Genomic DNA, 20,720 nt, shown 5'->3' on the forward strand with positions numbered 1-20,720 from the left:
CGATCGGCGAGCCGAGGGTGCGGCCGACGGAGTACCGGCGGTCAGCAGCGTGGCGGGACCCGGGAACCGCAGATGGGCGCCCATGGCCAGGGCAAGCGTGCAGATGCCGGGGAAGGTGACCAGGGCGGGCAGGGCGACGCCGACCCCCTGGATCAGCGGGGCCGTAAGCATCAGAAGGCAGCAGGCGGCGGCGCGACCAGCGGCGGGCTGGGCTGGGCGGGGGAGCCTCGCTCGATCCCGGCGGCCAGGAAGGTCCCGCGACGATGCATTCGGCGCGGGTGCAGCCGACGAACGGCGCCGGAACCAGCGGCGGGCGCGCTGCCCGACCGCCAGCGCGCCCGCTCCGCGAGCGACCCCGGTCTCCCCCCCCCGGCTGTCAGCGCGCCCGCTCCGCGAGCGACCCCGGCCTCTCCCCCCCCCCGGCTGTCAGCGCGCCCGCTCCGCGAGCGACCCCGGCCTCTCCCCCCCCCGCCGACCGCCAGAGCGCCCACCCCGCGAGCGAACTCGGCCTCCACCCCCCGGCTGTCAGCGAGCCCGCCCCGCGAGCGACCTCGGCCTCCACTCCCCGGCCGTCAGAGCACCCGCCCCGCGAGCGACCCCAGTCCTCCCCCCACCGTCAGAGCGCCCACCCCGCGAGCGACCTCGGCCTCCACCCCCCCCCGGACGCCCGCGCTGCCCCCCGGCGATCCGCACGCCCCGCCGCACCGCCCCCGTCCCAGCGCGCTCCCCGTCCAACGCCAAGCCCCGTCACCGGACCCCGAGTTGGCCCGCCACCGCACCCCCCACCGCCAGGCGTGAAGCCAAGCTGTGGTGCCGCTTAAGAAATCCTCGATGGACCAGGACGGCGCCGTACGGCAGATTGCTGGGCGTTTCCACCCCTCGCACCCACAGGAGCCGTAGCGTGAAGGCGCTGGTCAAGGAGAGGGCCGAGCCCGGGCTCTGGCTCGCGGACGTCCCGGAGCCCGCCGTCGGACCCGGCGATGTGCTGATCAAGGTGCTGCGCACGGGGATCTGCGGCACCGATCTGCACATCCGGAACTGGGACGGCTGGGCGCAGCAGGCGATCCGCACCCCGCTCGTCCTCGGGCACGAGTTCGTCGGCGAGGTCGTCGGGACCGGGCGCGATGTCGCGGAGATCCAGGTGGGGGACCGAGTGAGCGGCGAGGGGCACCTCGTCTGTGGGAAGTGCCGCAACTGTCTCGCCGGGCGGCGGCACCTGTGCCGGGCCACGGTCGGGCTCGGCGTCGGCAGGGACGGGGCCTTCGCCGAGTACGTCGCCCTGCCGGCGGCCAATGTGTGGGTGCACCGGGTTCCGGTGGAGCTCGACGTGGCCGCGATCTTCGACCCGTTCGGCAACGCCGTGCACACCGCGCTGTCCTTCCCACTGGTCGGCGAGGACGTGCTGATCACCGGGGCGGGCCCGATCGGTCTGATGGCGGCGGCCGTCGCCCGGCATGCCGGTGCCCGTAACGTCGTGATCACCGACGTCAGCGAGGAGCGCCTGGAGCTGGCCCGCAAGATCGGGGTGAGCCTCGCGCTCAATGTGGCCGAGGGGCAGATCGCCGACGGGCAGCGGGAGTTGGGGCTGCGCGAGGGCTTCGACATCGGCCTGGAGATGTCCGGGCGCCCCGAGGCGCTGCGCGACATGATCGCCAACATGACGCACGGCGGCCGGATCGCGATGCTGGGGCTGCCGGCCGCGGAGTTCCCCGTCGACTGGGCCCGGATCGTCACCTCGATGATCACCATCAAGGGCATCTACGGCCGTGAGATGTTCGAGACCTGGTACGCGATGTCGGTCCTCCTGGAGGGCGGACTCGACCTCGCCCCCGTGATCACCGGCCGCTACGGCCACCGCGACTTCGAGGCGGCGTTCGCCGACGCGGCGAGCGGCCGCGGCGGCAAGGTCATCCTCGACTGGACCAACTGACCAAGGGACCCACGATGTTCGACTCCGTGCGCGACGACCTGCGCGCCACCCTCGACGAGATCCGCGCCGCCGGACTGCACAAGCCCGAGCGCGTGATCGACACCCCGCAGTCCGCCACCGTGAACGTCTCCTCGGGAGGCCGTCCGGGCGAGGTCCTCAACTTCTGCGCCAACAACTACCTCGGCCTCGCCGACCACCCCGAGGTGGTCGCCGCCGCCCACGAGGCCCTGGACCGCTGGGGCTACGGCATGGCCTCGGTCCGCTTCATCTGCGGCACCCAGGAGGTCCACAAGGAGCTGGAGGCCCGCCTGTCCGCCTTCCTCGGGCAGGAGGACACGATCCTGTACTCCTCCTGCTTCGACGCCAACGGCGGTGTCTTCGAAACCCTGTTGGGCCCCGAGGACGCGGTGATCTCCGACGCCCTGAACCACGCCTCCATCATCGACGGCATCCGCCTGTCCAAGGCCCGCCGCTTCCGCTACGCCAACCGTGATCTCGCCGATCTGGAACGGCAGTTGAAGGACGCCTCCGACGCCCGTCGGCGTCTGGTCGTCACCGACGGCGTCTTCTCCATGGACGGTTACGTGGCGCCGCTGCGCGAGATCTGCGACCTCGCCGAGCGCTACGACGCCATGGTCATGGTCGACGACTCGCACGCCGTCGGCTTCGTCGGCCCCGGCGGTCGCGGCACCCCCGAGCTGCACGGCGTGATGGACCGGGTCGACATCATCACCGGCACCCTCGGCAAGGCCCTCGGCGGGGCCTCCGGCGGGTACGTCGCCGCCCGTGCCGAGATCGTCGCCCTGCTCCGTCAGCGCTCCCGGCCGTACCTCTTCTCGAACACGCTCGCCCCGGTGATCGCCGCGGCCTCCCTGAAGGTCCTGGACCTGCTGGAGTCCGCGGACGACCTGCGGGTGCGGCTGCGCGAGAACACCGCCCTGTTCCGCCGCCGGATGACCGAGGAGGGCTTCGACATCCTCCCCGGCGACCACGCCATCGCCCCCGTGATGATCGGCGACGCCTCCCGGGCGGGCCGGCTCGCGGAGCTGCTGCTGGAGCGCGGGGTGTACGTGATCGGGTTCTCCTACCCGGTCGTCCCGCAGGGCCGGGCGCGGATCCGCGTACAGCTGTCGGCCGCGCACTCGACCGAGGACGTCAACCGCGCGGTGGAGGCCTTCGTCGCGGCCCGTGCGGAGCTCGACGGGAGCTGAGCCGGAGCACACGGGGGCATTTGAGACAATCGATCCCATGATCGAAGCGCGGCGGCTCCACATCCTGCGTGCGGTGGCCGACCACCGCACGGTGACGGCGGCTGCCGCCGCGCTGTACCTCACGCCCTCGGCGGTCTCCCAGCAGCTGACCGCCCTGGAGCAGGAGACCGGCCACCGGCTGGTCGAGCGCGGCGCGAGAGGTGTACGGCTGACCCCGGCCGGCGAGATCCTGCTCGGCCACACCAACGCGGTCCTCGCCCAGCTGGAGCGGGCGGAGGCCGAACTCGCCGCGTACGGCGCGGGGGAGGCCGGCACCGTCACGGTCGCCTCCTTCGCGACCGGTATCGCCCTGGTCGTGGCGCCCGCGGTGACCCGGCTCGCGAGGACGGCCCCCGGCATCCAGCTGCGCGTCCAGGACGCCGAGGGCGACGCGAGTCTGCCGATGGTGCTGGACCGGCAGGTCGACGTGGCGGTCGCGGTGGAGTACCGCGGGGCCCCGCCGGCCGACGACCCCCGGCTGGCCCACGTGCCCCTGTACGCCGAGCCCTTCGATGCGGTCGTCCCGGCCGGCCACCGGCTCGCCGACGCGGGCGAGGTGCCGCTGGCGGAGCTCGCCAAGGACCCGTGGATCGGCCCCTACCCCGGCAACCCGTGCCATGACGTGGTGGTCCTGGCCTGCGAGAACGCCGGTTTCCAGCCGCGCCTGGAGCACTCCTCGGACGACTTCCGCGCGGTGGTGGCCCTGGCCTCGGCGGGCGCCGGGGTGGCACTGGTGCCGCGGTCGGCGCTGCGCGGGATGGACCTCGCGGGGGTGGTCGTACGACCGGTGGACGGCGCGGCACCGACGCGGCGGGTGTTCGCGGCCGTGCGGCGCGGGGCGGAGACGCATCCGCTGATCCGGCCGGTGCTGGAGGCGCTGGGCGAGGCGGCGGGGGCGTAGCGGCCCACGGAGAGCTTCCGGAAACCTCTCTGTTTCGCATCAGGGATATCGTCCCGGATATGAAACGCGATGTGGTCGAGAGCGCGGTGGACTCCGTCGATGTCCGCCTCGCCGCCCGGCTCGCCGGGCTGCGGACCGAACACGGCTGGTCCCTCGGGGAGTTGGCGGAGCGCAGTGGAGTCAGCAAGTCGACTCTCTCGCGTGCCGAGCGGGCCGAGATCAGCCCGACCGCCTCCCTGCTGAACCGGCTGTGCGGGGTGTACGGGCGGACCATGTCGCAACTGCTCAGCGAGGTGGAGGCCGAGCCCGCGCCGCTGGTGCGCGGCGCCGAGCAGACGGTGTGGGAGGACCCGGCCTCCGGGTTCGTACGGCGGTCCGTGTCCCCGCCGCACCCCGGGCTGCGCGGTGAACTCGTCGAGGGACGCCTCGACGTCGGCGCCGACATCTCCTACGACCGCCCGCCCGTGCCCGGCCTCGAACAGCACATCTGGGTGCTGGAGGGCGCGCTCGACGTCACCGCCCGGGGTGTCGAGCACCACCTCGACGCCGGGGACTGCCTGCGCCTGCGCGTGTGGGGGCCGACCCGGTTCCGCTGCACCGGCCCCGACGCGGTGCGGTACGTGCTGGCGGTGGTGCTGCCGTGATCGTGACCCGCCTGGGCCAAGCCCAACTGAATGACCGCATTGAGGAGTTGGCAGGACTGCTGGTCGACACCGTGGACGGCGGCGCCTCCATCGGCTTCCTCGCGCCCCTCGACCACGCCGAGGCCGTCGCCTGGTGGAAGGAGCGCGCGGCCGCGGTGACCGCCGGTCACCTGGCGGTGTGGGCGGCCCGTGACGGCGACCGCGTGCTCGGCACGGTCAGCCTGGCCTTCCCCGACAAGCCCAACTCCCGCCACCGCGCCGAACTGGTCAAGCTGATGGTGCACCGGGACGCCCGCGGGCGCGGCCTCGGACGCCGGCTCCTCGCCCTCGCGGAAGAGGAAGCCGGCGCGGCCGGCATCACCCTGCTCCACCTCGACACCGAGACCGACAGCCCCGCCGAACGCCTCTACGGCTCGGCCGGCTGGACCCGGGCCGGGATCATCCCCGACTACGCGGCCGATCCCGGCGGGGAGCTGCGGCCGACGACGCTGTACTACAAGCAGCTGGGTGCGGCCGCTCCCACCAGGTGATTGTCAGTGCGGGCCGATACGGTGCCTGTCATGCCGGACGCCGAAGACGTACGCCGTATCGCCCTGTCCCTGCCGGACACCACGGAGAAGATCGCCTGGAGCATGCCCACGTTCCGGGTCGCGGGCAAGATGTTCGCCACCATGCCCGAGGACGAGACCTCCATCGCCGTGCGCTGCCCCAAGGAGGAGCGGGACGAACTGGTGCTGGCGGAACCGGGGAAGTTCTGGATCGCCGACCACGAGGCGCAGTTCGCGTGGGTGCGCGCCCGTCTGGCGGCGATCGAGGACGAGGCCGAACTGCGCGACATCCTCGCCGACTCGTGGCGGCAGGCGGCCCCGTCGAGGCTGCTCGACGCGTATCCGGCGCTGGGGCTGCCGGACCCTCCTAGGGGGTGAGGAAGGCGCCGATCCGCTCCCGCAGCGACCGCGCGTCCAGCCCGTGCGCGGTGACGTGTTCCTCGATCGTGCCGTACCGCCGCAGCTCACGGCGGCCCACACCGAGGCCCAGCACCCGGTACGGTACGTCGGCGAGGGCGTCGTTCGCCGCCGCGGTCGACGTGCCCGCCAGGTACGGCTCGACCAGCACGACATCGGAGCCCGCGGTGCGCGTGGCCCGGCGCAACGTGGCCGCGTCGAAGGGCCGTACGGTCGTCGCGTACAGGACGGTCACGTCCAGTCCCTCCGTGGCGGCGAGCACGTGGTCGAGCATCGGCCCGACCGCCAGCACGACCCCGGAGCCTCCCTCGCGGACCGTCCGGAACCGCTCGCCGTCCACCGGCAGCGCGTCCCGGTTGGCCTGGAGGGACAGCCGTACGTACACCTTGTCGTCGCCCGCCGCCACGGCGTGCCGCAGCAGGGTCTCGGCCTCGTCGGGGTGCCCGGGCACCTGCACGGTCCAGCCGTCGAGGGTGTCGAGGAGGGCCACGTCGCCGGGGGCCATGTGCGTGTAGCCGCCGGCGGGCCAGTCGAAGGAGGCGGCCGCGCTCACCAGGACCGCGCCCGCGTCCTGGTGCCCGAGGTCCAGCTTGACCTGCTCGAAGGGCCGCTCCACGAGGAAGCTGGCGAAGGTGTGCAGGACGGGCCGCAGCCCGGTCAGCGCCAGTCCCGCGCCCGCGCCGACGAGGAGCTGCTCGCGGATGCCGACGTTGACGACCCGGTCGGGATGGCGGCGGGCCGCCCCGGCGAAGCCGTCCGCGCCGATCTCGGCGAGCACGACCGCGACCCGGGGGTCCTCGTCGAGCAGTCGCGAGACGACGGTGGTGAAACGCTCACGCATGGTGTCCATGGCGATACGGACCTCTTCCGGGAGAGAGTGTTCAGAACGACTTCGGCTCGACCTGGGCCACGACCACGTGCGGCCGGCCCGGATGCGGGGCCGTGAAGGCGGCGTACAGCGCCTCGTGGTCACGGCCGTCGACCGTGACGGCGGACCAGCCCGCGGCCTCGAAGCGGGCCGCGATGCCGCCGGGACGGGCGTGACTGGCGGAGGAGTTGTCGACGACGACGGTGTGCAGGCGCTCCAGCGCCGCCGGCCCGGCGAAGGCGATGGCCTCGTGATTGCTGCCCTCGTCCAGCTCGGCGTCCCCGGTCAGCACCCACACCCGCGGATCGTCCAGACCCTGGGCGCGCAGCCCCAGCGCCGTGCCGACGCCGATCGGCAGCCCGTGCCCCAGCGAACCGCTGCCGATCTCGGCACCGGGCACCAGGACCCGGTCCGGGTGGTGGCCGAGCGGGGAGTCGTACGAGCCGAAGCCCGGCAGCCAGTCCACGGGCACGAAGCCCTTGGCGGCCAGCACCGCGTAGTACGCCATCGGCCCGTGGCCCTTGGACAGCAGGAACCGGTCCCGCGCGGGGTCGTCCGGGTGTTCCGGGCGCACCCGCAGGACACGGTCGTAGAGCACCCACAGCACGTCCAGGGTGGAGGTCGCCGCCGGTCCGTGCTTCTCGTCGCCCGTCATCAGCCCCATGAGCCGGGGCAGGTCCTCGTAGGCGTAAGTCCGTCCGCGTTCCTCGGTGATCGTCATGCGGTCGATCGTGCAACCTCAACCAAACCTGAGGTCAAGCGGGAAAGGGGTGCGCGACCATCGACCCGAGTGCGGTATGGTTTCTCTGCGCGTTCGGCCAGGGGAAACCCCAGGTCAGACGGGCACCGGGACGTGGCGCAGCTTGGTAGCGCACTTGACTGGGGGTCAAGGGGTCGCAGGTTCAAATCCTGTCGTCCCGACCAGCTTCACGCAGGTCGGAGGCCGTTTTCCCAAGAAGGGGAAAACGGCCTTTTCCCTGTGCTTCAGTCTCGTCGGGAGCCGTCCGGGTAGAGCGGGAAGGCCGCGGCGAGTTTCTCGACCCGGGTGCGCAGTTCGTCCTCGGGGCGTTCGCCCTTCAGGGACTCCGCGATGATGTCGGCGACCTCACGGAACTCCACGTCGCCGAAGCCGCGGGTGGCCAGGGCGGGCGTGCCGATGCGCAGGCCCGAGGAGATCATCGGTGGGCGCGGGTCGAAGGGCACGGCGTTGCGGTTGACCGTGATGCCGATGCGGTGCAGCCGGTCCTCGGCCTGCTTGCCGTCCAGCTCGGAGTTCCTCAAGTCGACCAGGATCAGGTGGACTTCGGTGCCGCCGGTCAGGACGGTGATGCCGGCCTCGGCGACATCGTCGGCGAGCAGTCGGCCCGCGAGGATCTTCGCGCCCCGCAGCGTGCGCCGCTGGCGCTCCCCGAACTCCGGTGAAGCGGCCACCTTGAAGGCCACCGCCTTCGCCGCGACGACATGCTCCAGCGGGCCGCCCTGCTGACCCGGGAAGACCGCCGAGTTGATCTTCTTGGCCAGGTCGGCCCGGCTGAGGATCACCCCGCCGCGCGGGCCGCCGAGGGTCTTGTGGGTGGTGGTCGTGACGACGTCGGCGTACGGCACCGGGTTCGGATGGAGCCCCGCGGCCACCAGGCCCGCGAAGTGCGCCATGTCCACCATCAGATACGCGCCCACCGCGTCGGCGATCCGGCGGAACTCCGCGAAGTCCAGCTGCCGGGGATAGGCCGACCAGCCCGCCACGATCATCTTCGGCCGGTGCGCCAGGGCGAGTTGTTCGACCTCGTCCATGTCGACGCGCAGGTCGGACTCACGGACGTGGTACGGCACCACGTTGTAGAGCTTGCCGGAGTAGTTGAGCCGCATGCCGTGGGTCAGATGCCCGCCGTGCGCCAGGTCGAGCCCGAGGATGGTGTCGCCGGGCTGCAACAGGGCGAACATCGCGGCCGCGTTGGCCTGGGCACCCGAGTGCGGCTGGACGTTCGCGGCCTCGGCGCCGAAGAGCTCACGGACCCGGGCGATGGCCAACCGTTCGACGACGTCGACGTGTTCACAGCCGCCGTAGTAGCGGCGGCCCGGGTAGCCCTCGGCGTACTTGTTGGTCAGGACCGAGCCCTGCGCCTCCATGACCGCGGCCGGGGCGAAGTTCTCCGAGGCGATCATCTCGAGGGTGGACTGCTGGCGGTGCAGTTCGGCGGCCACCGCGGCGGCGATCTCCGGGTCGAGTTCGTCGAGCGGGAGGGAGAGGGGGGAGGTGGGCGTGGTGAGCGACGTACTCGTTGCCATCTGTGCACCATCCTGAGAGCCAACTCATGGGCAACTGATATATCAACCTCTGCGGTAAAGTATGGGAGCTCATCCGACAGGTCAAGGGGGCGTCCATGCAGCAGGCCGCGGCGGAGGTCGAGGAGCTGTCGCTCGCCGAGCGCGCGTACCGCGCCATCCGCGACCGGCTCGTCATGCTGGAGATCCGCCCCGGAGCGCCCATCAACGAGGAGCAGCTCGGACAGTCCCTCGGTGTCGGCCGCACCCCGGTGCGCGAGGCGCTCAAGCGGCTCCAGTACGAACGCCTGATCACCACCTATCCCCGGCGCGGTACCTTCGCCACCGAGGTCAACATCACCGACCTGGCCCATATCTCCGAGGTGCGCCAGGAACTCGAACCCCTGGCCGCGGCCCAGGCCGCGCGGCGCGCCACGGCCGCCGACCGGGCGAACCTGACGGCACTCCGGGCCGAACTGGACGAGGACGCGCCCGGCCGGAACCCCGCCGAGCTGATGCGCCTGGACCTCCGGGTCCACCGGGCCGTCTACACCGCCACGCACAATCCGTACCTGGAGGACACCCTCGTCCGCCACGACAACCTGGCCACCCGCATCTGGTGCCTGTTCGTGGACCGGCTGTCCGACATGGCCGGCCATGTCGAGGAGCACGGCCCGCTGATCACGGCGATCGTCGCCGGTGACGCCGACCGCGCGGCACGGCTCGCCCGCAGCCATGTGGAGGGCTTCGAGCGGGCCGTGCGCGAGGCCATCTGAGCCCGGACTACTCGCCCGAGGGTGCGGGCAGCGGGACGCCGAGAGCCACGGGGGTGCCGAAGTTCGGGGTGCCGTCGGCGTTCCAGGTGAACTTCTGCGCCCTGGTGGTGCGGTTCATGTCGCAGCCGCCGCTCGGGGAGCTGTTGGCGTGGTACACCATCCAGTCCTCGGTGCCGTCCGGTGACTTGAAGAAGCCGTTGTGGCCCGGGCCGTAGACCCCGTTGGCGTTGGACCGCTGGAACACCGGGTTCGGTGACTTCACCCAGGACGAGGAGTTCAGCGGGTCACCGCCGTTGTAGGTGAGCATGCCCAACTTGTAGTCGGGCGTGGAGCAGTGGCTGGCCGAGTAGACGATGAAGGTCTTGCCGCCCCGCTGGAGCACCTCGGCGCCCTCGTTGACCGCGCCGCCCACGGTCTCCCAGCTGTAGGTCGGCGTGGACAGCACCCGCCGGGTGCCGCTCGCGGTCCACGGGTTCGACAGCGGCCGGATGAACATGGGCTGCGAACCGTTGTAGAAGGTGCCCAACAGATAGAGCTGTCCGTTGAGTTGCAGGATGCTCGGGTCCAGTTCCCAGGTGTTGTCCTGGGTCGGGTCGAGCAGGTCGGCCTTGAAGCTGTAGGGGCCCATCGGGTCCAGACCCGCGCTCTCCAGCACGTGGATCCGCTGGGTCCCGAGGTCGTACGGCTCCCGCCCGGCCGTGTAGTAGAAGTACCAGCGCTTGCCGTTGGGGCCGTCGAGCAGGTGGAACTCCGGCGCCCACATCGTGCCGGCCCCGTTGGGCCGGGTCAGGTTGAAGATCACCTGGTCGGCGGCGGTGGCGAGCCCGGCGAGGGTGCTGGCCCTGCGCATGGTGACCGTCGAGTTCCAGGTGGTCGTGGCGAGGTAGTAGGAGCCGTTGTAGTACGTCAGCCAGGGGTCGGGCCCGTGCTGCGAGAGCGGGTTGGCGAAGGTGCCCGGCGTGGTGCCGCCGCCGGTGAAGGAGGGCAGCCGCCACACCCTGCCGCCGCTGGTGGAGCACGGCAGTTGGACCAGGTTGGTGTTGGACGCCGACGAACCTCCGCTCGGCGCCACGCACTTGCCGGAGCTGACGGAGACCAGGTTGAAGGTCTTGTCCGCACCCGCGACCGTCACGGGGGCGAGCCGCCACTGCTGGTTGGTGCCGCCGTGGCAGGGCCACTGGATGATCGCCGCGTTGTCCGCGGTGGAGGCGCCGTGGACGTCCACGCACTGACCGGACTGCGTGGTGATCGTGTACGTGTCGCTCGTGCCGGAGACGGGGGTGTAGGAGAGGTTCTGGTTGGCTCCCGACGAGCAGGTGAACGCCCGGAGTTGAGCGCCGGCTGTGGTCGAACTCCCGGGAAGGTCCAGGCAGTTGCCGCCGTTCTGGTTGACGGCCGTCGAGCTGAAGCTCACGGCGGCGGACGCGGGCGCCGACGGTGCGACGAGGAAGGCCGTCGCCAGCACGAGCAGCGCCAGGAAGAGTCTGCATCTGGTCACGGGCCGTACACCTTTGCTTCGAGGAGGCCGACGGAGTTCGTGCCGTTGCTCGTGAGCAGCACCCGCAGCCGGGTGGTGTTCGTGGCGGTGAAGGTGACGCTGTTGTACTGGTTCTTGGCCAGCGGATAGCCGCTCGCGCCCGGCACGTCGACGTACGCGCTGCCGTTCCAGTACTGGAGCTTCCAGGAGGCCGGCATGTCGATGCCCTGGTCGTCGTCGAAGAAGTACACGTCGGCCCGGTTCAGGGTCTTCGCGGCGGGCCAGGTCAGTTCCGCCCACTGCTGACCCGTCTCCGGCCAGGTGCCCCAGCGCGGATTGACGGTGTCGTTGGAGGAGGGCGGGTCGATGCCGTCGTTGACCGCGTTGACGCTCTCCCAGGCGGAGGTGTACGACGCCGACGCGGTGGCCGAGGTCGCCTGGTTGGCCGGTGGCTGGACCCCGCCCCGGTTGTACACCTTGACCTCGGTCAGGCCCGTCCTGGCGCCGGAGGCGTTGGTGGCCAGGACCCTGATGCGCTGGGCGCTGACGGCCGGGAACCTCACCAGGTTGTAGTTGGCGCGCGGCGCGGCCGGACTCTTCGTCTGGCTCGGGGCGTCCACCCATGAACTGCCGTTGTAGTACTGGACGGTGTACGCCGACGGAGCTCGATAGGTGGTCGAGGCCGGACGGCTGTCCTTGAAGTACAGCCGCACCTCGTTGAGCGTGCGGCTGGTGCCGAAGTTCAGCTCGTACCAGTCCTGGGCGGCCGATCCCCCCGCGCCCCAGAACGGTTCGTTGGTGGGATAGCCGTCGACCGCCCCGGCGGCGCTGCTCCCGGAACCGGTGGAGGAGGCGGACACGGTCGCCCCGGCGGCGAGGTTGGTCAGGTCGGCGGTGAGGTCGACGCCCGCCTTGGCGAGCATGTCGACCATGCGGGGGCTGTCCTGCACGACCTGGTTCGGCGCCTTGAGCCCGGCGACGGCCGTGTGGTGGGTGACCGTGCCACTCGTGGTGACGTCACCGGTGGCCGGGTCCCAGGTGAGGGGCACCAGGGAGGCGACCGTGGCGACCCGGTTGCCGTTGACGTAGACCGAGTAGCCCTCCGGGATGCCCGGGTAGCGCACCACACCGTCGGTCGGATCGTCCCAGACGATCGACAGGTCGGCGCCCCGGTAGCGGAGGTTGTTCACCGTGAAGTGGTCCCAGCCGATGTCGATGGGGGAGAGCTCGACCTTGTTGTCGTTGCGGGGCCTGAGGCCCGCCACGTCCTCGATCAGGGTCCAGTTGCTGCTGCCGAGGATGTTGTGGTGGATCCAGGAGCGGTAGGTGATCGCGCTGCCGTTCCAGTCGGCCCAGAACTCGTTGGCGTCCGGCCACTGGGTGTTGCCGCCGACGTACTGCGCCCAGGCGTTCCAGTAGAGGAGCTTCTTGTAGTCGGTCGCGTTCATCCAGGAGTTGGGGTAGTTGCGCAGCACCGAGGAGTAGAGCCGGAACTGGACCGTGGAGTTGATGGTCGAGAAGTTGTTGGATCCGGGCTCGCCCGCGTCGGCGGCGGCCTTCTTGTCGACCTGGTTGGCCGTGTAGAACGGGAAGACGGGGTACTGGGCCGGGTCGTCGTACAGGCGCAACGCCTGCTTGTACGTAGCGGTGTTGGGGACCGCGCCGACCGAGAACGGGTAGTAGTTGTTGATCTCCTTCCAGGGCACCCACTCGTTGGTCGACTTCAACCGGTGCTCGAACAGCTGCCGGTTGGGGTTCCAGAGGACGTTGACGATGGCGTCCTTGATCTGGTTCGCCAGGGTGCGCATCTCCGTCGCCTTGGCCGTGTTGCCGGTCGCCTCGTAGGCCTGCGCGGCGGCGAGGGCGCCGCTGTACTGGTAGGCGGACTCGGCGCGGTCCATGTTCCCGGGCTTCCAGTGGAAGGAGACGGCGTCGGCGTCGTTGCCGGTCAGGGCGCCCCAGTCGTACTCGATGAGCTTGTTGTTGTCGTGGTCGTAGTAGGCCAGTTGTCCCTTCACGTCGCCCTCGGCGTAGTGGGCGAGCTGGTTCGCGATGGCGGGCTGGCCGCCGTGGATCTGGTAGCTCTTCCAGGCCGCCTCGGCGATGTACTGGGTGTAGCTGTTGGACCAGTTCGCCGGGTCACCCGGGTTGTCGAGGAAGCGGCCGCCCTTGGAGATCTGGCCGACGCTGAGCCAGTCGCCGTACGAATAGGCCGGGTTGCGCAGGTACTTGAGGTCGTCGATGTGCATCGGCTGGGTGAGCGCGATCGCGTTGTTGTAGCCGAGGACGCCCTCCGTGGAGGTCGGGAACTGGAAGGTCTGGCCGGGGATGTCCGCGTCGAGGTTGTTGAAACGCATCAGCCACCAGCGGTAGTAGATGCTCTTCTTGATCGCCGGTTCGGGGACGTCGATGTAGGGCACGTTCTGCGCCCACCACAGGTTGTAGGCCTTGACGTGGGTCGCGAAGGCGGTCGCGGGGGAGTAGCCGGCGTAGGCGTTGTACTCGGTCAGCGACTCCGGGATCTCGTCGGTGACGAAGCCCATCACCACCTTGGCGGTCACCGTGGCCCCGGCGGCGACGGTCACCGAGCGGTTCAACCCGCCGCTGGAGACCGTGAAGCCGTCGCCGGTGAGGCGGGGTCGAAGGGTGGTGAGGTTGTTGTAGGCGTTGACCTGGCCGGTCAGCTCGCTGCCGGTGCCTGTCGTGGCGTACGGCGACGTGGCCCGCAGTTGCAGGGTGGTCGAGCTGCCGCCGTTGTTCTTGATGGCCAGGTTGGTCACGGCCACGTTGTTGTCGGTGATGAACTTGGTCTGCTCGACCGAGACCGAGCCGCTGGTGTGGACGCTCTTCCAGTGGCTGGGCGTCTGGCGGCGCTGGGAGACCTGCTCGGTGAACGTGCCCGGGGTGATCGCGACCGTGTAGGCGCTGTTGTCGTTGATGCTCTCCCAGTAGGCGACCTTGCCGCCGAAGCCGAGCTGGGCGGGGTTGTGCTCCTTCATGAAGAGGGCACGGCCACGGCTCATCAGCCAGGGCCCCGCCGGGTCGTCGCCGGTGCGGGCCAGCAGGCGGTCCATCCAGAAGTCGGTGCCCGAGCTCTCCGCGTCGTAGATCGCCCGCATCATGTCGCCGGTGGTCTGGGCGACGGGCGGCGCCGGGATCGCGGGCCCGGTGAAGGTGGGGAAGCCGATGGTCTGCGCGGCGCGAGCGGGGGCCGCGAGGGAGACGGAACAGAGCAGGAGGGTCAGGACCACGAGGAGGCGCTGGAGGATGGGCTCTGTTCGTCTTCGCATCGGATGCTCCCCTTTGCCGAAACGACCTGTGGCGGAAAATGCCTAAAAGGTTTTCGCAACGTAGGAGCGAGCTGATGGAGTGTCAAGAGAGGTCGTTGGGCCCCCAGTTCGGGAGGGGTGCGGTTCAGGACAGGTGAGCCGTGGACCCCCGGATCACCACCCGGCAGGGCAGCGTCTCCACCCCCGCCCGCGGAGCGCCCGCGATCGCCCCGAACAACGCCTGCGCCGCCGCCCGCCCGACCTGCTCCAGGTTCATGTCGACGCTCGTCAGCTGCGGCCTGGAGGCGGAGGTCAGGATCTGCCAGTTGTCGAAGCCCATCACCGCCACGTCCTCCGGCACCTTGTGCCCGCGCTCCCGCAGGATCTCGATGACCCCGCGCGCGATCTGATCGCTCCCGCAGAGCACCGCGTCCACCTCGGGATGCCGCTCCAGCAGCATCGCGGTACCGGCCCGCCCCCACCCCTCGGACCACTCCGCGAACCGTGGCTCCCCGACGAAGTCCAGCCCCGCCGCCGCGAGCGCCGCCCGGGCCCCGTCCGCCCGGTCCCGCGCCGCGAGATAGCCCGGGTCGCCGGTGATGTGCGCGATCCGGGTGCGGCCGCAGGCCAGCAGGTGCTCGACCGCGATCCGGCCCGCGTCCACGTTGTCGGGCACGATCGACAGGTCCGCCGGATCGTCCGAGGGGGCGTAGGCGTACACGACGGGAACGGGCAGGTCACGGCCGAGGGAAGGGCGCGGATCGGTCCTGCTGCCCACCACGATCAGTCCGTCGACCCGGCGTCCGAGGAGCGCGCGCACATGGTGCTGCTCGCGGATCGCGTCACCGCGCGCGTCGCACAGGAACACCGCGACCTCGCCCGCGCCGAAGGCGTCCTCGGCGCCCATCAGGATCGGGATGCTGAACCTGCCCTCCAGGTCGCTGGTGAGCAGTCCGACGGTGCCGGTCCGCCCGGCGAGCAGACCGCGGGCCAGCTGGTTGGGCCGGAACGACAGCCGCTCGGCCGCCTCGATCACCCGCTGCCGGGTCTCGGCGCGCACCTGGCTGCGGCCGTTGAGGGCCTTGGAGGCGGTGGCCACCGAGACGCCGGCCAGCCGGGCGACGTCGGTGAGGGTGGCGGTGTGCGCACGAGAGGGGCCGGGGGCGGATGTCATGCGGGTCTCCTGTCCTGCGTCACGTGTCTGGCGTCACGTGGTCTCAACCGTACGCGAGAATTTTCGGCCGCCCACCTGAACTCGTGTCGCTGCACAAGGGATTGACGCGCCCTCAGCTCGGCTCTAGCTTGACGAAAGCCTTTTCGGCTCGTTTCTTCCGGGTGCTCGTCACGAAGGGGGATCGTCATGGGGAGCCCGACCACGTCACCGGGACGGATCCATCGTCTGATCGCCGCGGCGGTCGCCCTGATCGCCACCGCCGCGCTGGCCACGGCCTGCGGATCGGGCGACGACGACAAGGGCGGCGGGGGAGGGGGAGGCGGCGCGGCCGACGCCAAGGGCGTCGACGACGGGGCCACCCTCACCATGTGGACCCGCGCGGCGACCCGCCCGCAGAGCGAGGCACTTGTCAAGGCGTACAACGCCAAGCACAGGAACAAGGTCGAGCTGACCGTCGTCCCCACCGACGACTACCAGGCCAAGGTCGGTGCGGCGGCCGGGTCGAAGGACCTCCCCGATCTCTTCGCCTCCGACGTGGTGTTCGTCCCGAACTACACCTCCAGCGGGCTCTTCGCCGACCTCACCGACCGGATCGGCGCCCTGCCCTTCGCCGACGACCTCGCCCAGTCGCACATCAAGGCGGGCACCTACGACGGCAAGAAGTACGTCGTCCCGCACACCCTCGACCTGTCGGTGCTCTTCTACAACAAGGACCTCTACCGCAAGGCGAAGCTCGACCCCGAGAAGCCGCCCAGCACGCTCGCCGAATGGGACCAACAGGCGCGCGCCGTCGACAAGTTGGGCGGGGGCGTCAACGGTACCTTCTTCGGCGGCAACTGCGGCGGCTGCGGTGTCTTCACCTGGTGGCCGTCGATCTGGGCCGCCGGCGACGACGTACTGAACAAGGACGGCACCGAGGCCGACCTCGCCTCCGGCACCGCCAAGAAGGTCTACGACACCTACCGCGGCTGGGTCCAGGACGACATCGTGGCCCCCGGCGCCCGCGACGAGACCGGAGTGACCTGGACCGGCGTCTTCCCGAAGGGCAAGGTCGGCGTGATGCCGATGCCCTCGACGACCCTGGGCCTGATGCCCAAGGACCTCGACCTCGGCGTCGCCCCGATCCCCGGACCCGACGGCGGAAAGTCCACCTTCGTCGGCGGTGACGCCATCGGCATCTCCGCCACCAGCGACAAGGCCGACCAGGCCTGGAACTTCCTCGCCTGGTCCGTGGGCGACGAGGCACAGGTCGACGTGGTCGCCGCGCACAAGGACGTGGTCGCGCGCACCGACCTCGCGTCCAACAAGTACTCCGAGGCGGATCCGCGCCTGGTCACCATCAACCAGCTGGTCGCGGACGGCCGTACCCCTTACGCCCTGAAGTTCGGCCAGACCTTCAACGACCCCAACGGACCCTGGCTGACCCTGATGCGCGACGCCGTCTTCGGGGACGCGGCCAAGGTCGACAAGGACAACGAGGCCGTCACCGCCTCCCTGGGCGACTGACATGCAGGTGAGGACACCGGACCGGGTGAGTGTCGAACCCCCGGTCCGGACGGACCCACCGCCCCGTCGCCGCGCGCGACGGTGGCTCTCCCGCTACTCCCGCACCCTCCAGGGCCTCGGCTACGCCGCCCCGACAGCCGCGTTCGTCGCCCTCTTCTTCGTCCTCCCGCTGCTCCTCGTCGGCCAGATGTCGCTGCACGACTGGCCGTTGCTCGCCGGGGACCGGGGCGGCAACGCCCCCGAGAACTACACGGACGTCACCGACAGCACCCTGTTCTGGCCCGCCGTCCGCTTCACGCTCCTCTACACGGGCATCGTCACCGTCGTCCTCCTCGGACTCGCGCTCCTCCTCGCCCTGCTGGTGCAGGAGTCCCGCCCCGGCACCGGCTTCTTCCGCACGGTCTACTTCCTGCCGGGCGCCCTCGGGCTGGCGTCGGCCTCCCTCCTCTTCTGGGGCATGTACAGCCCGACCACCGGCCCCCTCAGCCGCCCCCTGGAGAAACTCGGACTGGTCGACGGGCCGGTGTCCTTCCTCGGCACACCGACCTCCGCCCTGCTGTCGACGGTGTTCCTCGTCGTGTGGAAGTTCGCCGGGTTCTACATGCTGATCCTGCTGGTCGGCCTCCAGCGCATCCCGCACGAGCTGTACGAGGCCGCCCGCATGGACGGCGCCGGCCGCGGCCAGATCTTCCGGTCCGTCACGCTGCCCCTGCTGCGACCGTCCCTCGCACTGTCCCTGCTGCTGTGCGTGACCGGATCCCTGCTCGCCTTCGACCAGTTCTTCGTCCTCACCAAGGGCGGACCCGACAACAGCACGGTGACAGTGGTGCAGTTGATCTACCGGGAGGCCTTCCAGCGGCTCGACCTCGGGACGGCGGCGGCCCTCTCGATCCTCGTCCTGGCCGCGCTGCTGCTCCTCAACGCCCTCCAGTTCCGCGGACTGCGCCACGCCGACGAGTCATGAGGAGGGACCTCGCCGTGCCCACCCGAACGCTCGCCCGTACGCCCTACTACGTCGTCGCCGGCGGCCTCGCCGTCATCTTCCTCTTCCCGCTGCTGTGGAACACCTGGGCCTCGGTGAGCGCCCAGCCCGGCACCGCCCAGGAGTCCGGCTACGGCCTCGGCAACTACCGCACCCTGCTCGACTACGACGCCGGCCTGTGGCGCTACCTCCTCAACTCGACCGTCGTCTCGGCCCTCACGGTCGCCCTGACCGTCGGAGTGTCCCTGCTCGGCGGCTACGCCTTCGCCCGCTTCCAATTCCCCGGCAAGAACCTGCTGTTCCTGCTGACCCTGGCCATCCTCATGGTCCCGTACGCCACCCTCCTCATCCCCCTCTACGTCCTCCTCGGCCGGCTGCACCTGCAGAACTCCCTGATCGGGCTGAGCCTGGTCCTTGCCATGTTCCAACTCCCGTTCGCCACCTTCATGATGCGGATCTCCTTCGAGGCCGTCCCGCGCGAACTCGAGGAGTCCGCCCTCGTCGACGGCTGCGGCACGGCGGGCGCCCTGCGCCGGGTGCTGCTCCCGGCGGTCCGACCGGGTCTGATCACCGTCGGCCTGTTCGCCTTCCTCGCCGCCTGGAACGACTTCATCGCCCCGCTGATCCTCATCTCGGACAGCGAGAAGGCGCCCCTGCCGCTGGCCGTCGCCAACCTGCGGCAACAGAGCATGGGCGCCGTCGACTACGGCGCCACCGAGGCGGGCGTGGTGGTCCTCGCCGTGCCCTGTCTCCTCGTGTTCCTGCTACTGCAACGGCACTACGTGCGCGGATTCATGTCCGGTGCCCTGAAGGGATGACGCGTTGAAGCCTGATGCGAAGGCGCACACAGCTCCTGTCGTACCGGTGGCGCCGAGCCGCGGCCGGCTACGCCCGCTCGGCCTCGACGAGGTCCGGATCACCGGCGGCTTCTGGGCCGGGCGCCGGGAGGTCAACGCCACCGCGACCCTCGACCACTGCCGGGAGTGGGTGGACCGCGTCGGCTGGACCGGCAACTTCACCGCACCCGTGGAGGCCCGGCGCGGACGGGAGTTCGCCGACTCCGACGTCTACAAACTGCTCGAGGCGATGACCTGGGCGGGCGTCGGGTTCGACCCGGTCACCGAGGCGATCGCCGCCGCCCAGGAACCCGACGGCTACCTCAACACCCACTTCGGCCGCCCCGGCCAGCAGGCCCGCTACAGCGACCTCGAATGGGGCCACGAGCTGTACTGCTACGGCCACTTGATCCAGGCCGGGGTCGCGCAGATCCGCACCCGGGGCGAGGGCGAGCTGGCGAAGATCGCTCGACGCGCCGCCGACCACGTGTGCGCCGCCTTCGGCCCCGGGGGCGTCGAAGGCGTCTGCGGCCACCCCGAGATCGAGACGGCCCTGGTCGAACTGGCCCGCGCCACCGGCGAACAGCGCTACCTCGACCAGGCCGCCCTCTTCGTCGACCGCCGAGGCCGGGGCACCCTCGCCGACGGCGAGTTCGGCCGCGCCTACTACCAGGACGACATCCCGGTACGGCAGGCGACGGTCCTGCGCGGCCACGCCGTCCGCGCCCTCTACCTCGCCGCCGGCGCGGTCGACGTGGCCGTGGAGACGGGCGACGAACAACTCCTCGCGGCCGTCGTACGGCAGTGGGAGGCCACGGTCGCCCGCCGTACCTATCTGACCGGTGGCATGGGCTCCCACCACCGCGACGAGTCCTTCGGCGACGACTTCGTCCTGCCGCCCGACCGCGCCTACTCGGAGACCTGCGCCGCCGTCGCCTCGGTGATGCTCAGCTGGCGGCTCCTCCTCGCCACCGGCGAACCACGCTTCGCCGACCTCGCCGAGCGGACCCTGTTCAACGTCGTCGCGACCTCACCCTCCGCGGACGGCCGCTCCTTCTTCTACGCCAACACCCTGCACCGCCGCCGACGCGGCACCGTCCCCGCGCCGGACGCCGAGAGCCCGCGCGCCGAATCCGGCCTGCGCGCCCCCTGGTTCGCGGTGTCCTGCTGCCCGACCAACGTGGCCCGCACCCTGGCCCTGCTGCCCACCTACCTCGCCACGACGGACGACGGGGGCGTCCAGCTCCACCAGTACGCCGACGCGGAGATCTCGGTGGGCGCGGCCGGCCTGAGCGTCCGCACCGACTACCCGTCCGGCGGAACCGTGACCGTGCGGGTCACCCGGGCTCCGGACCATCCCTGGACGCTGTCCCTGCGCGTCCCCGCCTGGGCGGCGGGCGCCGAGGCCACGCTGGTCGACACGGACGGGACCCGCCGCGCGGTCACCCCGGGCACGGCCACGGTCACCCGCGTCTTCCGCCCCGGCGACGAGATCCGGCTCGAACTGCCCGTCGCCCCGCGCTGGATCGTCCCGGACCCCCGCGTCGACGCGGTGCGCGGCACGGTCGCCGTCCAGCGCGGCCCCCTCGTGTACTGCGCCGAGTCCGTGGACCTGCCGGACGGGCGGGACGTCGACACCGTACGGGTGGATCCGGCCGCCGAGCCGGTGGACGGGCCGGACGGCACGGTCGTGGTGCCGGGTGAGCTGGCCGAGCCACCCACTCGGGCATGGCCCTACCAGCCGCTGGACCGGGCCGGGGTTCCCGCCGCCGAAGAGCGCGGGATCGCGCTGGTGCCGTACAACTCCTGGGCGAACCGGGGTCCTTCGACGATGCGGGTGTGGCTGCCGACGACCCCCCGCTGACGAATCCGACGATCGG

At 71.0% G+C, this 20,720-nt stretch carries 17 protein-coding genes and 1 tRNA gene; 12 read left to right on the plus strand and 6 right to left on the minus strand.

Annotated elements, in window-relative coordinates:
• The first annotated feature begins 901 nt into the window (after window positions 1–901).
• From tdh to AC2XR2_RS37645, 6 genes are read left to right on the plus strand one after another with little or no spacing between them, the layout of a single operon-like run.
• Entirely contained in the window at window positions 902–1,930 is a 1,029-nt protein-coding gene (gene tdh, locus AC2XR2_RS37620; protein ID WP_381295671.1) for an L-threonine 3-dehydrogenase, read from the plus strand.
• A gap of 14 nt (window positions 1,931–1,944) precedes the next feature.
• Window positions 1,945–3,141: a glycine C-acetyltransferase gene (locus AC2XR2_RS37625; RefSeq protein WP_491517509.1), complete on the plus strand. Its 1,197-nt coding sequence runs from the start codon at window positions 1,945–1,947 to the stop codon at window positions 3,139–3,141.
• A 37-nt stretch (window positions 3,142–3,178) separates the two neighbouring features.
• Window positions 3,179–4,081, plus strand: coding sequence for a LysR family transcriptional regulator (locus AC2XR2_RS37630; RefSeq protein WP_491517510.1), 903 nt, complete (start codon window positions 3,179–3,181; stop codon window positions 4,079–4,081).
• A 59-nt stretch (window positions 4,082–4,140) separates the two neighbouring features.
• On the plus strand, window positions 4,141–4,725 hold the full coding sequence (locus AC2XR2_RS37635) for a helix-turn-helix domain-containing protein (RefSeq protein ID WP_491517511.1): 585 nt from the start codon (window positions 4,141–4,143) through the stop codon (window positions 4,723–4,725).
• Window positions 4,722–5,255 carry a GNAT family N-acetyltransferase gene (locus tag AC2XR2_RS37640; RefSeq protein WP_491517512.1) on the plus strand — a complete coding sequence of 178 codons (534 nt, stop codon included), beginning with the start codon at window positions 4,722–4,724 and terminating at the stop codon, window positions 5,253–5,255. The genes AC2XR2_RS37635 and AC2XR2_RS37640 overlap by 4 nt, the downstream gene beginning before the upstream one ends.
• A 30-nt stretch (window positions 5,256–5,285) precedes the next feature.
• The gene (locus AC2XR2_RS37645) at window positions 5,286–5,651 is read left to right on the plus strand and encodes an MmcQ/YjbR family DNA-binding protein (protein WP_381295679.1); all 366 of its coding nucleotides are present in this window, start codon (window positions 5,286–5,288) and stop codon (window positions 5,649–5,651) included.
• On the opposite strand, the gene AC2XR2_RS37650 is transcribed toward AC2XR2_RS37645, so the two are convergent.
• The gene (locus AC2XR2_RS37650; RefSeq protein ID WP_491517513.1) at window positions 5,641–6,540 is read right to left on the minus strand and encodes a transketolase family protein; all 900 of its coding nucleotides are present in this window, start codon (window positions 6,538–6,540) and stop codon (window positions 5,641–5,643) included. The two genes, AC2XR2_RS37645 and AC2XR2_RS37650, sit on opposite strands and share 11 nt — an antisense overlap.
• Window positions 6,541–6,571: 31 nt before the next feature.
• Window positions 6,572–7,279, minus strand: a complete 708-nt coding sequence (locus AC2XR2_RS37655) for a thiamine pyrophosphate-binding protein (protein ID WP_381295682.1) — start codon at window positions 7,277–7,279, stop codon at window positions 6,572–6,574.
• A 126-nt stretch (window positions 7,280–7,405) separates the two neighbouring features.
• Here AC2XR2_RS37655 and AC2XR2_RS37660 point away from each other — a divergent pair.
• Window positions 7,406–7,482 (plus strand) — tRNA-Pro (locus AC2XR2_RS37660).
• Window positions 7,483–7,542: 60 nt separating this feature from the next.
• Here the strand turns inward: AC2XR2_RS37660 and glyA are convergent.
• Window positions 7,543–8,844 carry a serine hydroxymethyltransferase gene (glyA, locus tag AC2XR2_RS37665; RefSeq protein WP_491517514.1) on the minus strand — a complete coding sequence of 434 codons (1,302 nt, stop codon included), beginning with the start codon at window positions 8,842–8,844 and terminating at the stop codon, window positions 7,543–7,545.
• Between the two features lie 95 nt (window positions 8,845–8,939).
• On the opposite strand from glyA, the gene AC2XR2_RS37670 reads away from it, so the two are divergent.
• Entirely contained in the window at window positions 8,940–9,596 is a 657-nt protein-coding gene (locus AC2XR2_RS37670) for a GntR family transcriptional regulator (protein ID WP_381295686.1), read from the plus strand.
• Between the two features lie 7 nt (window positions 9,597–9,603).
• Here AC2XR2_RS37670 and AC2XR2_RS37675 read toward each other — a convergent pair whose 3' ends face one another.
• The 3 genes from AC2XR2_RS37675 to AC2XR2_RS37685 form a co-directional block, all read right to left on the minus strand.
• Window positions 9,604–11,094, minus strand: a complete 1,491-nt coding sequence (locus tag AC2XR2_RS37675; RefSeq protein ID WP_491517515.1) for a family 43 glycosylhydrolase — start codon at window positions 11,092–11,094, stop codon at window positions 9,604–9,606.
• Window positions 11,091–14,363 carry a discoidin domain-containing protein gene (locus AC2XR2_RS37680; RefSeq protein ID WP_491517516.1) on the minus strand — a complete coding sequence of 1,091 codons (3,273 nt, stop codon included), beginning with the start codon at window positions 14,361–14,363 and terminating at the stop codon, window positions 11,091–11,093. Before AC2XR2_RS37680 ends, AC2XR2_RS37675 begins: the two co-directional genes overlap by 4 nt.
• A 124-nt stretch (window positions 14,364–14,487) precedes the next feature.
• Window positions 14,488–15,516: a LacI family DNA-binding transcriptional regulator gene (locus AC2XR2_RS37685; protein WP_381295692.1), complete on the minus strand. Its 1,029-nt coding sequence runs from the start codon at window positions 15,514–15,516 to the stop codon at window positions 14,488–14,490.
• Between the two features lie 186 nt (window positions 15,517–15,702).
• On the opposite strand from AC2XR2_RS37685, the gene AC2XR2_RS37690 reads away from it, so the two are divergent.
• Genes AC2XR2_RS37690 through AC2XR2_RS37705 form a run of 4 tightly spaced genes read left to right on the plus strand, consistent with a single transcriptional unit; the run spans window position 15,703 to window position 20,704 of the window.
• Complete coding sequence (locus AC2XR2_RS37690; RefSeq protein ID WP_491517517.1) at window positions 15,703–17,022, plus strand: ABC transporter substrate-binding protein; 1,320 nt, start codon at window positions 15,703–15,705, stop codon at window positions 17,020–17,022.
• 1 nt (window position 17,023) lies between these two features.
• A complete protein-coding gene (locus tag AC2XR2_RS37695; RefSeq protein ID WP_491517518.1) occupies window positions 17,024–17,986 on the plus strand; it encodes a carbohydrate ABC transporter permease in 963 nt (320 codons plus the stop codon).
• Between the two features lie 14 nt (window positions 17,987–18,000).
• Window positions 18,001–18,822, plus strand: coding sequence for a carbohydrate ABC transporter permease (locus AC2XR2_RS37700; RefSeq protein ID WP_330263186.1), 822 nt, complete (start codon window positions 18,001–18,003; stop codon window positions 18,820–18,822).
• 4 nt (window positions 18,823–18,826) lie between these two features.
• Window positions 18,827–20,704 carry a glycoside hydrolase family 127 protein gene (locus AC2XR2_RS37705; protein ID WP_491517519.1) on the plus strand — a complete coding sequence of 626 codons (1,878 nt, stop codon included), beginning with the start codon at window positions 18,827–18,829 and terminating at the stop codon, window positions 20,702–20,704.
• The last annotated feature ends 16 nt before the right edge of the window (window positions 20,705–20,720 follow it).

Source organism: Streptomyces sp. LS-MS-L19 (assembly GCF_058382285.1).